13 protein-coding genes are annotated in these 14,828 nt (G+C 65.8%); 8 read left to right on the forward strand and 5 right to left on the reverse strand.

What is annotated here, in order from left to right:
• Positions 1–62: 62 nt before the first annotated feature.
• Together pgl and zwf are read right to left on the reverse strand one after the other, a co-directional pair.
• Positions 63–752: a 6-phosphogluconolactonase gene (gene pgl / locus Q9293_RS18450; protein WP_306249046.1), complete on the reverse strand. Its 690-nt coding sequence runs from the start codon at positions 750–752 to the stop codon at positions 63–65.
• A gap of 2 nt (positions 753–754) precedes the next feature.
• The gene (zwf, locus tag Q9293_RS18455) at positions 755–2,215 is read right to left on the reverse strand and encodes a glucose-6-phosphate dehydrogenase (protein WP_306249048.1); all 1,461 of its coding nucleotides are present in this window, start codon (positions 2,213–2,215) and stop codon (positions 755–757) included.
• 107 nt (positions 2,216–2,322) lie between these two features.
• On the opposite strand from zwf, the gene edd reads away from it, so the two are divergent.
• The 4 genes from edd to Q9293_RS18475 all read left to right on the forward strand — a co-directional run bounded on the left by edd (position 2,323) and on the right by Q9293_RS18475 (position 7,038).
• Positions 2,323–4,164: a phosphogluconate dehydratase gene (gene edd, locus Q9293_RS18460; protein WP_306249050.1), complete on the forward strand. Its 1,842-nt coding sequence runs from the start codon at positions 2,323–2,325 to the stop codon at positions 4,162–4,164.
• Positions 4,161–4,784, forward strand: a complete 624-nt coding sequence (locus tag Q9293_RS18465) for a bifunctional 4-hydroxy-2-oxoglutarate aldolase/2-dehydro-3-deoxy-phosphogluconate aldolase (protein WP_306249052.1) — start codon at positions 4,161–4,163, stop codon at positions 4,782–4,784. Before edd ends, Q9293_RS18465 begins: the two co-directional genes overlap by 4 nt.
• Positions 4,785–4,808: 24 nt before the next feature.
• Entirely contained in the window at positions 4,809–5,807 is a 999-nt protein-coding gene (gene gap, locus Q9293_RS18470; RefSeq protein ID WP_306249054.1) for a type I glyceraldehyde-3-phosphate dehydrogenase, read from the forward strand.
• Positions 5,808–5,994: 187 nt separating this feature from the next.
• A complete protein-coding gene (locus Q9293_RS18475) occupies positions 5,995–7,038 on the forward strand; it encodes a glucokinase (RefSeq protein ID WP_306249056.1) in 1,044 nt (347 codons plus the stop codon).
• Position 7,039: 1 nt separating this feature from the next.
• On the opposite strand, the gene Q9293_RS18480 is transcribed toward Q9293_RS18475, so the two are convergent.
• From Q9293_RS18480 to Q9293_RS18490, 3 genes are all read right to left on the reverse strand, one after another.
• Complete coding sequence (locus Q9293_RS18480) at positions 7,040–8,335, reverse strand: transcription antitermination factor NusB (RefSeq protein ID WP_306249058.1); 1,296 nt, start codon at positions 8,333–8,335, stop codon at positions 7,040–7,042.
• A 121-nt stretch (positions 8,336–8,456) separates the two neighbouring features.
• The gene (locus Q9293_RS18485) at positions 8,457–9,599 is read right to left on the reverse strand and encodes an epoxide hydrolase family protein (protein WP_372342170.1); all 1,143 of its coding nucleotides are present in this window, start codon (positions 9,597–9,599) and stop codon (positions 8,457–8,459) included.
• A 25-nt stretch (positions 9,600–9,624) separates the two neighbouring features.
• Positions 9,625–10,788, reverse strand: coding sequence for a CsgG/HfaB family protein (locus Q9293_RS18490; RefSeq protein ID WP_306249061.1), 1,164 nt, complete (start codon positions 10,786–10,788; stop codon positions 9,625–9,627).
• A gap of 76 nt (positions 10,789–10,864) precedes the next feature.
• Here Q9293_RS18490 and Q9293_RS18495 point away from each other — a divergent pair, with 76 nt between their 5' ends.
• From Q9293_RS18495 to Q9293_RS18510, 4 genes are all read left to right on the forward strand, one after another.
• Positions 10,865–11,311 (forward strand): OsmC family protein, encoded by a 447-nt coding sequence (locus Q9293_RS18495; protein WP_306249062.1) that lies wholly within the window; start codon positions 10,865–10,867, stop codon positions 11,309–11,311.
• 13 nt (positions 11,312–11,324) lie between these two features.
• Positions 11,325–11,903: a transcriptional regulator NrdR gene (gene nrdR / locus Q9293_RS18500; protein ID WP_306249064.1), complete on the forward strand. Its 579-nt coding sequence runs from the start codon at positions 11,325–11,327 to the stop codon at positions 11,901–11,903.
• Between the two features lie 28 nt (positions 11,904–11,931).
• Complete coding sequence (lon, locus tag Q9293_RS18505; protein WP_306249066.1) at positions 11,932–14,343, forward strand: endopeptidase La; 2,412 nt, start codon at positions 11,932–11,934, stop codon at positions 14,341–14,343.
• A 101-nt stretch (positions 14,344–14,444) separates the two neighbouring features.
• A complete protein-coding gene (locus Q9293_RS18510) occupies positions 14,445–14,828 on the forward strand; it encodes a hypothetical protein (protein ID WP_306249068.1) in 384 nt (127 codons plus the stop codon).

Consider the following 14,828-nt stretch of genomic DNA (forward strand, 5'->3'; position numbering starts at 1 on the left):
ACTGCGCTCAGCCGCTGTTGGCTTTGGCCTGGCTGGGAGATCGGGTCGCTGCCCATGAATGGTCACGGCGCCCAGAATACCGAAACCGGCACCGCTGTCTGCCGCAGGATGGCCCGTACCGGCAGATCCTCCACGCGTCCCTCGCCAAGGGCCCGCTCCAGAACCAGGCGTTTCTCCTCACCCGCGATCATCAGCACCACATCACGGGCGTCCAGAAGCGCCCGCAGGGACAGGCTCAGTCGGGCATGCGCCGCATGCGGTGGATGCACGGCCAGGGCGGCAGCTTCGGTGGTCAGCCCCGAGCCCAATTCGGATGAACCGGGAAACAGCGAGGCCATGTGGCCATCCTCACCCATGCCCAGAATCACCTGGCTGAAGGGATGCGCGAGGGCCCCGAGGGACGTGCAGACCGCAGGCACGGCGGCTTCTGGCGTGTCATCACCGGTCCAGAGGGGCACAAAGCGGGCAATAGCCGCCCGGCCCTGCAGCAGATGCCTGCGCACCAGGGCCTCGTTGCTGTCGGTCTGATCGGGCGCCACCCAGCGCTCATCGGTGAGCGTCACCACCACGCGCTCCCAGGTCAGGGCCTGCGTCGACAGCGCCTGCAACAATGGCACGGGGCTTCGCCCCCCTGACACCACCAGCACCGCCTGTCCCCCTTGGGCCAGATCCTCTTTCAAGCGCCGCGCCACGTGCTGCGCCACCGCTGCCACAAGCGTTGCGCCGTTGGAGCATTCCCGGAGGCTTGGCACCGCTAGTACTCCTCGTTCCAGGCGAGCCCATCCCGTGAGAGCAGCGCGCTGGAGGCTGCCGGCCCCCAGCTGCCGGCGGTGTAGTTTCTCGGCCGATCCTCGCTGGCCTCCCACTGGTCGAGGATGGGCTCCACCCAGCGCCAGGCGGCCTCCTGCTCGTCCCGCCGCACAAAGAGCGTGAGCTTGCCGCGGATGGCATCCATCAGCAGCCGCTCGTAGGCTTCCAGGCGGCGATCCCGGAAGGATTCGGCGAAATCCAGGTTGAGGTTCACGGGCTGCAATGCCATGGCCTCACCCGGCTGCTTGGCCACCAGGTAGAGCCGCATGCTCTCGTCGGGCTGCATGCGGATGATCAGTCGGTTGGCGCGGCCCCCATGGGCAGACTCACCGAAGATGGGATGCGGAACGGGACGGAAGTTGATGACGATCTCCGCCAGCTTGTCGGGCATGCGCTTGCCCGTGCGCAGAAAGAACGGCACCCCTGCCCAGCGCCAGGTGTCGATCTCCGCCTTCACGGCCACAAAGGTTTCCGTGCGGCTGTCCGCGTCCACACCGGACTCCTCCACGTAAGCTGCCACCGGCATGCCCGCCGCGGCCCCGGCCTGGTACTGGCCCCGCACGGTTTTGGTGGCGACGTCGGCCGCGGTGAAGGGCTTGAGGGAGCGCAGCACTTTCAGTTTTTCGTCGCGCACCGCATCGGGATCGCTCCCCGTGGGCGGCTCCATTGCCACGATGCAGAGCAGCTGCAGCAGGTGGTTCTGCAGCATGTCGCGCAAGGCTCCGGTACGGTCGTAGAAATCGCCCCGGCCTTCCATGCCGAGCTGTTCAGCCACCGTGATCTGCACGTCCTGCACCCACTCCCGGCGCCACAGAGGCTCGAACAGCACGTTGCCGAAACGCAGGGCCAACAGGTTCTGCACAGGCTCCTTGCCCAGGTAGTGATCGATGCGGAAGATCTGCCGCTCGGCAAAGTGTTCGCCGATGGCGTCGTTGATGGTCCTGGAGGAATCGAGGTCGTGACCAAGGGGTTTTTCCACCACCACCCGCGAGCGCGTGGAGATGAGACCCGCGGCGCCAAGGTTGGCCGACATGGTGGCGAAAAATTCCGGTGCCGTGGAGTAGTAGAAGACCCGGATGCGCTCTGGATGCACACCCAAGGCTGCGGCGAGGGGCCCGTAGGATTCGGGTTTCCGCACATCCATGGGGAAGTAGTCCACCCGCGCGGCAAAGGCATTCCAGGTTTCGGCATCGTAGGCCTCGCCCAGGAAGGGCCGACAGGTGGCCTCAGCCAGCGCCAGGAACTCCGCCTTGGACATTTCCCTGCGGGCTGCCGCGAGGATGCGCGAAGCCGGGTTCACCCGGCCTGTCTTCACCTGCTGGTACAAAGCGGGAAGCAGCTTGCGCATGGCCAAATCGCCAGTGCCTCCAAACAGCACCATGTCGAAATCGGGCAGGCTTTTCATCCGCACTCCGCTGTAGAAATATTACGACAAATGGGCTGGATTTCGTCCTGCGAAGTAATAAAATTACATATGTAGCGGCTACGGTCGGACCCTCGAAGGAACATCTCATGGCTTTGAATCCCCATGTGGCAGCCCTGACTGATCGCATCCGGCAGCGCAGCCACGTCAGCCGGAACGCCTACCTGGCGCAGATCCGGGAGGCCGCTTCCGCCACACCTCACCGCTGCCTGGTCTCCTGCGCGAACCTGGCGCACAGCTTCGCGGCCTCGGGGGCGGACAAGGCGGCCCTTCGTGAAGGCCGCCAGCCCAACATCGGAATCGTGACCGCCTACAACGACATGCTCTCCGCCCACCAGCCGCTGGAGGCCTATCCCGCCTGGATCCGTCAGGCGGCCCGTGCCGCGGGCGCCACGGCCCAGGTGGCCGGGGGCGTGCCCGCCATGTGCGATGGCATCACCCAGGGCCAGCCCGGCATGGAGCTGTCGCTCTTCTCCCGTGATGTGATCGCCATGAGCACGGCGGTGGCCCTTTCCCACAGCGTCTTCGACGCGGCGCTCTGCCTCGGGGTGTGCGACAAGATCGTCCCCGGCCTGCTCATCGGGGCCCTTCAGTTCGGCCATTTGCCAGTGCTCTTCGTGCCCGGCGGGCCCATGGTGACGGGCATCTCCAACGAGGAGAAGGCCCGCGTGCGCCAGCGCGCCGCCGCCGGTGAAGCGGACCGCGCGGAGCTGCTGGAGTCGGAGGCCAAGGCCTATTCGGCGCCTGGCACTTGTACCTTCTACGGCACCGCCAACAGCAACCAGATGCTCATGGAAATCATGGGCCTGCACCTGCCCGGCACCGCCTTCGTGCCCGCGGGCAGCCCTCTCCGTGAGGCCCTCACGCGCCGCTCGGCGGCCCGCGCCGTGGAGCTGGTCGCAGGTGGCTCCGAATACACGCCGCTGGGCCTGGTCATCGATGAGCGGGCCATCGTGAACGGCATGGTGGGCCTGCTGGCGACCGGTGGCTCCACCAACCACACCCTGCACCTGGTGGCCATCGCCCGAGCTGCGGGCATCCACATCGACTGGAGCGATTTCGACACGCTCTCGGCCCAGGTGCCCCTGCTGGCCAGGGTGTACCCCAATGGCGAAGCCGATGTGAATGCCTTCCACAAGGCGGGCGGCATGGGCTTCCTCATCCGCGAACTGCTCAACGCCGGTCTCCTCCATGACGACGTCCTCACGGTTGCCGGGCCGGGCCTGCGCCCCTACACCCAGGCGCCGGAGCTGGAACCCAAGACCAAGGCCCTGGTGTGGCGCGAAGCCCCCGCCCAGAGCCGCGACGAGGAGATCCTGCGGCCCTTCCTGCGGCCTTTCTCCCACAACGGGGGCCTGCGCCTGCTCACAGGCAACCTGGGTCGCTCGGTCATCAAGGTCTCATCGGTGAAGCCCGAGTACCGCCACATCCTGGCCCAGGCCCGGGTCTTCGACAGCCAGGAGGCCCTGCAAGCCGCCTACCAGGCGGGCAGCCTGAACCGGAACGTGGTGGTGGTGGTGCGTTTCCAGGGGCCCCGCGCCAACGGCATGCCTGAGCTGCACCAGCTCACGCCCCCCCTGGCGAACCTGCTGGACCGCGGCTACCGCGTGGCACTGATCACAGACGGCCGCATGTCCGGCGCCTCCGGCAAGGTGCCCGCCGCCATCCATGCCTCGCCCGAGGCCTTGGCGGGTGGGCCTCTGGCCAAGATCCAAGATGGCGATCTCATCGAACTGGATGCAGAGCGGGGCACCCTGGAAGTGCGGGTCGATCCCGCCGAATGGGCCCTGCGCCCCCTGGCGCAACCGCCCAGCACCGGCCATGATCGGGGCCTGGGCCGGGAGCTCTTCGGGCTTTTCCGGGCCCACGCCACCACCGCCGAAGCCGGAGCCACCTCCTTCGGGCCCAGCTTTGATCGGACGCTGCCATGAAGCTCGAACACATGCTCCAGGCCTCTCCGGTGCTGCCCGTCATCGCCCTGGAGCGTCTGGACCAGGCCCTGCCCCTGGCAGAGGCCCTGCTCGAAGGTGGCTTGTCCGCCCTGGAGATCACCCTCCGCACGCCGGTCGGCCTGGACGCCATCCGCCTCATCAGCCACCGCTTTCCCGGGGCCCGGGTGGGCGCCGGCACCGTGACCACGCCCGAAGCCCTGCGCCAGGTGGAAGAGGCTGGCGCCGCCTTTGCCGTGAGCCCCGGCCTCACCCCCGCCCTCATCGCCGCGGCGCGGGAAAGTTCCATTCCGCTGCTGCCAGGGGTCATGAGCCCTTCAGAGGTGATGGCCACCGTGGAGGCGGGATTCCGCCTCCTCAAACTCTTTCCCGCCGAGCAGGTCGGTGGCGTCGGCATGCTCAAGGCTCTGGCGGGCCCATTTCCGGGCCTGCGCTTCTGTCCCACCGGTGGCGTGACTCCAGAAAGCGCTCCCGCTTATTTATCCCTGCCCAACGTCATTTGCGTGGGCGGATCCTGGCTGACACCCAAGGCTTCACTGGACGCAGGCGACTGGAAGGTCATCATGGATCTGGCCCGTCGGGCCGCGGCCCTCGCCCACTGAACGACCTTTTTTTAGGAGAACCACATGGCGATCAAAGTTGGCATCAATGGCTTCGGCCGCATCGGACGCATGGTGTTCCGCGCCGCCGTCCAGAACTTCCAGGACATCGAGATCGTGGGCATCAACGATCTGCTCGAGCCCGACTACCTGGCCTACATGCTGCAGTACGACTCGGTGCATGGCCGTTTCAAGGGCACCATCGCCGTGGAGGGCAACACCCTCATCGTCAACGGCAAGAAGATCCGCCTCACGGCCGTGAAGGATCCCGCCGAGCTGAAGTGGAACGAGATCGGCGTGGATGTGGTCATCGAGTGCACGGGCCTCTTCCTCACCCAGGAGACCTGTCAGAAGCACATCGCCGCCGGCGCCAAGAAGGTCATTCAGAGCGCCCCCAGCAAGGACGACACGCCCATGTTCGTCTTCGGCGTGAACGACAAGACCTACGCCGGGCAGACCATCATCAGCAACGCCTCCTGCACCACCAACTGCCTGGCCCCCGTGGCCAAGGTGCTGAATGACGCCTTCGGCATCAAGCGCGGCCTCATGACCACCGTGCATGCCGCCACCGCCACCCAGAAGACCGTGGACGGCCCCAGCAACAAGGATTGGCGCGGCGGCCGCGGCATCCTCGAGAACATCATCCCCAGCAGCACCGGCGCGGCCAAGGCCGTGGGCAAGGTCATCCCCGAGCTGAACAAGAAGCTCACGGGCATGGCCTTCCGCGTGCCCACCAGCGACGTCAGCGTGGTCGATCTCACCGTCGAGCTGAACAAGGAAACCACCTACGAAGCCATCTGCGCCGCCATGAAGGCCGCTTCGGAAGGCCCGATGAAGGGCATCCTTGGCTACACCGACCAGAAGGTGGTCTCCACCGACTTCCGCGGCGAGAGCTGCACCAGCGTCTTCGACGCCGAGGCCGGCATGGCCCTCGACGGCACCTTCGTGAAGGTGGTGTCGTGGTACGACAACGAGTGGGGCTATTCCAGCAAGGTGCTGGAAATGGTGCGCGTCATCTCCAAGTAGGCAGCCTCTACCGTCAACCGGTCCAAGACCGACCAGCACCGAGGGCGCAGAGGAAAAAGACATCCTCCGCGCCCTCGGTGATTTCCGGCCCTTTGTTTTCAGGGAAGCTCTTGTCCTGATCCCGGTTACCGTTTCATGTCGTGACTTGTATTGCCCGTGACTCAAACCGATTCGAGGTGGTTCCTCCGTGATTGCCTGCGCCGATTCCCCCGTCCTGGTCGCCGATGTGGGCGGCACCAACCTCAACCTGGCCCTGCTGGCGCCCGAGGGTGACCGCTTTCGCCTTCTCCACAAGGCCCGCTTCAGCACCCAGGAGGAGCGCACCCTGCTCGACCCCATCCGCTCCTTCCTGGAGGCAAACACGGCGGTGCGCCCCACCCAGGCCTGCTTTTCAGGAGCAGGTCCCGTGCTTGACCGGCGCATCCACCTCACCAATGCCCCCTGGGACATCGATGGCCCCGCGTTGGAGCGCGACCTCCACATGCCCGTTCATCTGGTCAATGATTTCATCGCCCTGTCCTGCGGTGTCGTTCAGTTGGACCTGACCGATCCCTCCCAGGTCACCCCGCTGCCCCACGGCGATGGCAGCCTGCCCGTGGCAGATCCGCATGGCCTGGCCTTGGTGGTGGGCGCGGGCACCGGGCTGGGCGTGGGCTTCATCATCCGCACGCCCCAGGGGCCCCGTGCCTTTCCCAGCGAGGGCGGACACATCGGCCTGCCCGTTTTCGACGAGGATTCCCTGGCCCTATGGAAGCACCTGCAGAAGGGCCTGCCCGGGCCCCCGGGGGCCGAAATGGCTGTTTCGGGCATGGGCCTGGCGCTCCTCTTCCGCTTCCTTCTGGATTCCCATCGCGCGCCCTGGACACCAGCCGCCAGCGCCATCCTGGCCCTTCCCAATACTGATCAGCCCGCGGCCATTTCCGCGCAGGCTGCCACGGACGCCGCCTGCGCAAGGGCCATGGCCCTCTTCGTGGACCTCTACGCCCGCGTGTGTGCCGATCTCTGCGCCGTTTTCATGCCCACGGGCGGGTTGTTTCTCGCGGGCGGCATCGCCTCGAAGAACACATCACATTTCCTCGGTGGCCGCTTCATGGCCCGCTTCGAGCGCAACTACCGCGCCCATCTGGACCTGCTCACCCGCTCCACGCCGGTGTTCCTGGTGCACGACTACGACCTGAGCCTCTATGGCGCGGCTTACGCTCCAGATTGCGCCCCGAACGGTGTGCCCTGAGCTAGGCGCGCGTAACCGCGAAGCCTTGGAAGCCCTCGCCCTCCCAGTGCAGGGGGTTCGGCCGGAAGACGGGGGAATGGCCCTCGCTCCCTTCCCCGGGCGTGCCCAGGCGCCCAGGCCACACCGGGGCGGGCTGCAGGTCGGGTCTGGCCTCGGCCAGCCACTCTCGGTGGGCCTCGCACTCTTCGGGCAGCCAGGAGCACACGGCATAGATCAGCAGCCCACCGGGCGCCAGCCGTTCAGCCGCGGCCGTGAGGAGACGGCGCTGCAGGCCGGTCAGGCGAGGCAGGTCTTCGTGCTGTAGCCAAGGCCATTCGGGATGCTTCTGCAGGGTGCCGCTGCCGCTGCAGGGCGCATCCAGCAAGATCAAGTCAAAGTCGCTCTCGGCGCGCTCCAGCCATTCGGCGGCGTCGGCGTGGATCACCCGGGCCCGGAGGCCGCGCTGCTCAAGGGTCTGGCGCAGGCGTGCCGCGCGCCGGGGATGCACCTCCAGGGCGACCAGATCCGCTTCAGGATGCCGCAGCGCCAGGGTGGTGGCCTTGCCGCCGGGAGCGGCGCAGGCATCGAGAATGCGCGTGACGGGCCGCTCCCATTGGTAGGCCAGCAGGGCCTGGGAGCTGCGATCCTGCACCATGCCGGCGGCGGATTCCAGCCAGGGCCGGGGGAAGGGGGCGCCGTCCTCCAGGCAGAGACACCCAGGCACCTCAGGCAAGGGCACCAGTCCTTCGGGGACTTCGCCCTTCAGCAATCGGAAGTCCGGCCGTGGCGGCCGTTGCAGCCGGGCCCAGAGCGCTTCCAGATCACCCTCGACATGCTTCCCGGCGCCATGGGGTGCCAGGGCCGCCCTCAGGGCACGCTCGGCGGCGGAACTGCGATCCAGGGCCGCGGGCAGGGCTTCCAGTTCCGCGGCGAGGGCCGTGCGATCCTTGGCGGCCTTGCGGAGGATGGCGTTCACCAAGCCCTTGTGGGGAACGAAGCCCAGATCGCGATTTCCCGCCAGCTCCACGGCCTCGTTTACAGCGGCGTGATCACTGACACCGGGCAGCCAGGCCAACTGGGCCAGGCCCATGGCCAGGGTCACTCGGGTACCCAGGGGCACGCCGCGATCAGGATCTTTCAGCTTGGGTTTCACCCAGGCCTGCAGGCGGCCCCAGCGGCGCAAACACAGGCCGAGCAGAGCCTGAGCCAGATGGGCATCCTCTCCCAGCTCACGATCCCAGATGTCGGGCACGCGGCCGCCTTCCCCAAAGACTTCATGCAGGGCATGGGCGACATGGATGCGGGCAGGCGTGGGCATGGAATTCCAATCACTCGAGAAAGAAGGAACCGCGAAAAGCGTGATGGGTGCTTCCACAGCTGACCCGGCCACCTAGCTAGAGCTTAGCGGGTCCGAACAGACCGGGCGTTGCGGGTGGGAGTCAGATCCCCGCAAAGAAGGTTGCGATATCTCGCGCAAGCCGCTCGGGCTCCTCGGCGGAGCCAAAGTGCCCACCGCTCGGCATGGCGGACCACCGGCGCACGTCGTAAAGCCGCTCGACCCATTCCCGGGGCGGGCTGCCCTCTGATACGAAGTTGTGGTCAAAGTTGGCGAATCCCGTGGGCACCCGCACCCGTTCCCCGGGCCGGAGATCCACCCCATGCCAGCGGTTGTCGAAATAATCACGCATGGAGGGGGTGATGGTCTCCGTGGCCCAGTAAAGCGTGAGCATCGTGAGGAGGAAATCCCGGGAAACACGCCCTTCGAGATCTCCGCCCGAGTCACTCCAGGCCCGCCATTTTTCGAGAATCCAGGCCGCGAGTCCGGCGGGTGAATCGTTCAGGGCGTAGCCCAATGTTTGGGGTTTCGTGGACTGGATGGCGGAGTAGCCCCGCTCGGCCTCCTCCCATCGGCGCACCTCAGCCACATAGGCGCTTTCGGTTTCGGTCCATGGCCGGGTCGCTTCACCCGTGGGCGGCCAGAGCTCCATGGTGGTCAGGTGGATGCCAATCAAGGGCGCCGCATTCTTGAGGGCCATGAAGGTGGTCACACCCGCGCCAAAATCGCCTCCTCCCGCGCCATACCGTTCATACCCCAGGCCCTGCATGAGCTGGTGCCACAGGTGAGCCACGGTCTGGTAGGTGACGCGGGCGGGCCGCTCCGAGAAACCGTACCCAGGCAGCGAGGGAATGACGAGGTCGAAGGCGGGGCCGTCGATTCCGTGGGCCTTCGGGTTGGTCAAGAGAGGCACCAGCGGAAGCAGCTCCAGAAACGAACTGGGCCAACCATGGGTCAGGATCAAGGGAATGCCGTTCCCCTCCCGCGCGCGCTCATGCACGAAGTGAATTTGAACGCCTTCAAGCTCCGCGCGAAAGTGCCTGAAGGTGTTCAACCGGCGCTCCTGCAAGCGCCAGTCGAAACCATCGGCCCAGTAGCCAAGCAGACGCTTCAGGAAATCGAGGTCCGTCCCCTGTTCCCAGGCTACTCCCGGGGCCCGATCAGGCCAGCGCGTACGAAGGATGCGCGCCCTGAGATCAGACAGAACCTCATCCGCCACGTGGACTGCAAAAGGTCTGATCGGCATCGGCCCGTGATTTTGGCTCATGCGGCTACAGCTCTTTGAGGATCTCCGCCTTCTTGGCTTCGTAATCCTTCTTGTCCAGCAGGCCCTTCTTGTAGAGCTCCTGCAGCTTCTGGAGGCGCTCCTCAGGCCCCGTCTTGGCAGGGGCGGCTTCGGGTCTGGGCTGGGGCTTCGACTCCGGTGGTGGAGCTGTGGCGCTGCGGCTTTCAGCGCGCCGCAGCGCCTCCTGCAGGTCGATGGCCTCTCGGCACTCGCGCAGGGCCGTCTGGAAGATGCTGGCGTCGGGCTGCATGTCCAGGGCCGCGCGCAGGTAGGGCAGGGCCTCCTCGTAGCGCCCCAGGATGAAGTGGATGATGCCGACGTTGTACTGGGCGCGGGGGTAGTACTTGGGCTTCTGGCCCTTGTCCCGCTTGGACTGATCGAGGCCATCCAGGGCCAAGTCCATGGCCCCGCGCACGTCTCCGGATTTGAGGCGCTGATGGGCCTTATCCATGCCGAAGGTTTCGTCGTCGAAGAAGGTGAGCTTGCGCACCTCACTCCAGGAGAGCAGCATGCGCAGCACCTTTATCTTGGCGGTCTCGAAGGCCAGGCGGCGCACATCGGAATCCCGCGGGTAGGCGGGAAACCCCTCGTACGAGGTGTTGCTGAGGCTGGGCGTATCCTCCAGGCGCTGGGCACCGAACACCTTGCCCGTGCTGAGATCCACCACCTGCACGGTGGCGCTGAAATCGAGGCTGGTGATGCTGGTGCGCTTGTGGCGGATCACCTCCTGCTTCGTCTTGTAGTCGGTGCTGCGCTCTTCCTTGGTGGACTGATTCCGGCTCAGATCTGAGCGGTTCACGTTCACGATCACCAGCACACTGGGGCCCAGGAGCTTGCCGAGTTTGGCGATGGTGGCGGGCTCCACGTAGCCGCTGGCGCCCAGTTCCTGCTCCTTGAGCACCGCATCGAGGTGGGCCCGGTCCACCACCTCCACCTGGCGGCTCTGCACCAGGTCGGCGGTGAGGGCATCGGCCAGCTCGCGGGAGTTGATGTCCCTGGAGGGCGCGAAGGCCAGCCGCTCCACCTTGAGGCCCAGGCCCGGCGGATGCACGAGGGTGACTTCGACCTTGGGATTGGCCAATTCGCTCCAGAACTGGGCTTGGACCGGCAGGGCGAGCAGGGCCAGGGAGGCGGGCAGCAACGTGCGCATGAAAGCTCCGGAAAGGCTGATCCAGGCTAGCACGTGCGGGCTGTGGCATTCTGGCTACAGAACCCGAGGAGCCCCCATGGCCCACAGCTACCCCCTCACCCTGACCTGGACCGGCAATACCCTGGATGGCACTTACAACCGCAACGCCACGGTCAGCAACCCTGGCAAGCACCCCCTCTCCGTGAGCAGCGCGCCGGAGTACATGGGCGATCCCACCCGCTGGAACCCCGAAGATCTCCTGGGCTCGGCCCTCTCCACCTGCCACATGCTCACTTTCCTGGCCCTCTGCGCCAAGGCCAAGGTGGAGGTGGTGGGCTACGAGGACCACGCCGAGGCCATTCTCGACACCGTGGAGAAAGTCACCCGCGTCACCCAGATCCACCTCCGGCCGGTCATCCGCGTCACCCGCGGCACCAGCATGGCCAAGGTGGTTGAGCTGTTCGAGAAGGCCCACAAGTACTGCTTCGTGGCCAACTCCATCACCTGCGAAGCGGTCATGAACCCCCGGGTGGTCGAGGTCTAGGGGCGGGAGCCAAATGCGCTGTCCCTTCTGCGGGCACCTCGAGGACAAGGTGGTGGACTCCCGCGAGTCCCGCGAGGGTGACTCCATCCGCCGCCGCCGCGAATGCCTGTCCTGCGCCCGCCGCTTCACCAGCTATGAGCGGGTGGAGGAAGTGCCCCTGGTCATCCTCAAGAAGGACGGCCGCCGCGAGCCCTTCGACCGCCAGAAGCTCATGAAGGGCCTGCTGCTGGCCTGCCAGAAACGGCCCGTCTCCCTGGCCCGCATCGAAGAGTTGGTGGGCGATCTGCAGGCCCGCCTCATGGAGCGGCCCGACCGCGAGATCCGCAGCCGCGATCTGGGCGAACTGATCATGGATGAACTCAAGGGCCTCGACCAGGTGGCCTACGTGCGTTTCGCCAGCGTGTACCGCGATTTCAAGGATCTGCCCGATTTCGTGAAGGCCTTCGAAGGACTGGTGCACAAGGAGGCGGCCACAGGGCGCCTCGCGACTGCGCCCGCTCCCGCGCCCGCCCCTGAACCCATCAAACCCGTGCCTCAGGCCCTCTTTCCCGGCGAAGCCGAGGCTCCGGTCCTGAGAACCCGCAAGAAGTAGGGGTATTCTGTTAGGTCGAGGTTTTCCCGTGGCCGATGATGTTCTCCTGCCCCCCCAGCCCGACGAAATGCCGAAGCTGCCTGAAGAGCTTCCGGTGCTGCCGCTGCGCGATGTGGTGGTGTACCCCTATGTGATCCTCCCGCTCAGCATCAGCCGGGAGAAGTCCATCCGCGCCGTGGACACGGCCCTGGTGGAGAACCGCATGATCCTGCTGCTTTCCCAGAAGCAGACGGAGATGGACAACCCGCGACCCGAAGACCTCTACCAGGTGGGCACCGCGGCCCTCATCATGCGCGTACTGAAGCTGCCGGATGGCCGCATCCGTGCGCTGGTCCAAGGCCTGCAGCGGGTCCGCGTGGAGTACTTCACCGAAACCGAGAACCTCTTCAAAGCCCGGGTCGAGCCCCTGGCCGAACCCGAGCTAAAGTCGCCCGACCTCGAATCCGACGCCCTCCTGCGCAGCGTGAAGCAGACCCTGGAAAAGGCCGTGGCTCTGGGCAAGACGTTGCCGCAGGAAGTGCTGGTCATCGCCGGCAACCTGGACAACCCTGGCCGCCTGGCGGACCTGGTGGCCTCCAACCTCGACCTCAAGCTGCAGCAGACGCAAGAGGTGCTGGAGATCGCCCACCCAGGTCTGCGGCTGAAGCGCGTGAACGAGCTGCTGCAGCGGGAGATCCAGCTGCTGGAAGTGCAGCAGAAGATCACCATGGAAGCCCGCGGGGAGATGGACAAGAGCCAGCGGGAGTACTACCTCCGCCAGCAGCTCAAGGCCATCCAGCAGGAGTTGGGTGAGGGCTCGGAGCTGGGCGAAGAGGTGGCCGCTTTCCGCGACAAGCTCTCGAAGATGAAGGTGCCCGACGAGCCTCTGGTGGAGATCGAGCGCAACCTCAAGAAGCTGGAGCGCATGCACCCGGATTCCAGCGAAACGGCCGTGACGCGCACGTACCTGGAGTGGATGACCGAGCTGCCCTGGGGCAGCACCACCGAGGACAATCTCGATCTGAAGCAGGCCAAGACCGTGCTGGACGAGGATCACTTCGGCCTGGCCAAGATCAAGGACCGCATCCTGGAATTCCTGGCCGTTCGCAAGCTCAAGCCCGATCTCCGCGGCACCATCCTCTGCTTCGTGGGGCCTCCGGGTGTGGGCAAGACATCGCTCGGAAAATCCATCGCCCGGGCCCTGGGCCGCAAGTACTCGCGGATTTCTCTCGGCGGTGTGCACGATGAGAGCGAGATCCGAGGCCACCGTCGCACCTACGTCGGCGCCATGCCTGGCCGCATCGTGCAGGCCCTGCACCAGGTGAAGAGCATGAACCCCGTGATCATGCTCGACGAGGTGGACAAGATCGGCCGCGACATGCGCGGCGATCCCAGCGCGGCCTTGCTGGAGGTGCTCGATCCCGAGCAGAACCACACCTTCCGCGACCACTACCTGAACGTGCCCCTGGACCTCAGCCAGGTGCTCTTCCTGGCCAACGCCAACGAGCTGGACCCCATCCACCCGGCCTTCAAGGACCGCATGGAGATCATCCACCTCAGCAGCTACACGCTGGAAGAGAAGCTGGGCATCGCTGAGCAGCACCTGGTGCCCAAGCAGCTGGAGAAGCACGGCATCACCAAGAAGCAGTTGGCCATCTCGCGCAAGGCCCTGAAAGCCATCATCACGGGCTACACGCGAGAGGCAGGGCTGCGCCAGCTGGAGCGCGAAATCGGGGCCGTCTGCCGCAAGGTGGCCCGCCGGGTGGCGGAGAACAGCCTCAAGAAGAAGCTCAATCTGGATGACGCCAGTCTCCATGAGCTGCTGGGCCCCGTGAAGCTGCTGCAGGACGAACGCCTGAAAGCCCCCCGTGTGGGCGTGGTGACGGGTCTGGCCTGGACTTCCGTGGGCGGCGACGTGTTGTTCGTCGAAGCCCTGAAGATGCCCGGCAAGGGCCAGCTGATCCTCACGGGCCAGCTGGGCGATGTCATGAAAGAGAGCGCTCAGGCGGCCCTCAGCTACATCCGCAGCCGCGGCGAGGCGTTCCAGATCGATCCCGAGGTCTTCCAGAAGCAGGACCTCCACATCCACTTCCCCGAAGGCGCCATCCCCAAGGATGGCCCCAGTGCTGGGCTGGCCATCGCCACGGTGCTGCTCTCGGTGCTCAAGGACATCCCCGTGCGGAACACCTTCGCCATGACCGGTGAAATCGACCTGCGCGGTGAGGCCCTGGCCATCGGCGGCCTCAAGGAGAAGTCCCTGGCGGCCCTGCGCCTGGGCATCAAGGAAATCCTCATTCCCTTCGCCAACCAGAAGGATCTCGAGGAGATCGACCCCGAGCTCCGCAAACAGTTGCGCTTCCATCCTGTGAAGCACGTAGAGGAGGTCTTCGAGCACGCGCTGTTGGGCTGGACCCGCCCGGAAGCAGCCAAGGGACCCATCAAAGGTCGAACCAAGCGTTGAACCGGCCAGAAACCATCTAAACATTGTTTTTAAACAATTAAGTCAAACCTGAACCTTGCGCGCATGGATACCCCGGCCTACCTTTTGGGAAGGAGGTTGCCATGCTGACCGAGGTCATCACCCTCCTCATCCAGCTGCCACCCCTGGCCTTTGGCCCTGCCTTGCCACCCGGGCCCTTCAACATGCCGAAGGCCCTGGTCTGCGACATCCACGATCTGGGCCGCATCCACCCGGCGAAGGCTTCCTCCCTTGAGCCCCTGCAAGGGCCATCCCGCCTGAAACCCCGAGCGTTCAGGCCAGATCCGCACCCCTTCCTGGTCAACAAGCCGGTGGATGCATTGCTCTTCCTCGCAGTGGCCTACGCGGGCCGCGCCACCTGGGATGAAACACCCTGGTCAGCCAGGACTTGGCAGGCCACGGGCGCGGTTGCACCCGTAGTCGCGCCGCCTGGGGTTCCCCCCGTGCAAGGCAGCGAACCCCGGTAG

The sequence above is a fragment of the Geothrix sp. PMB-07 genome (assembly GCF_030758935.1).
GTDB lineage: Bacteria > Acidobacteriota > Holophagae > Holophagales > Holophagaceae > Geothrix.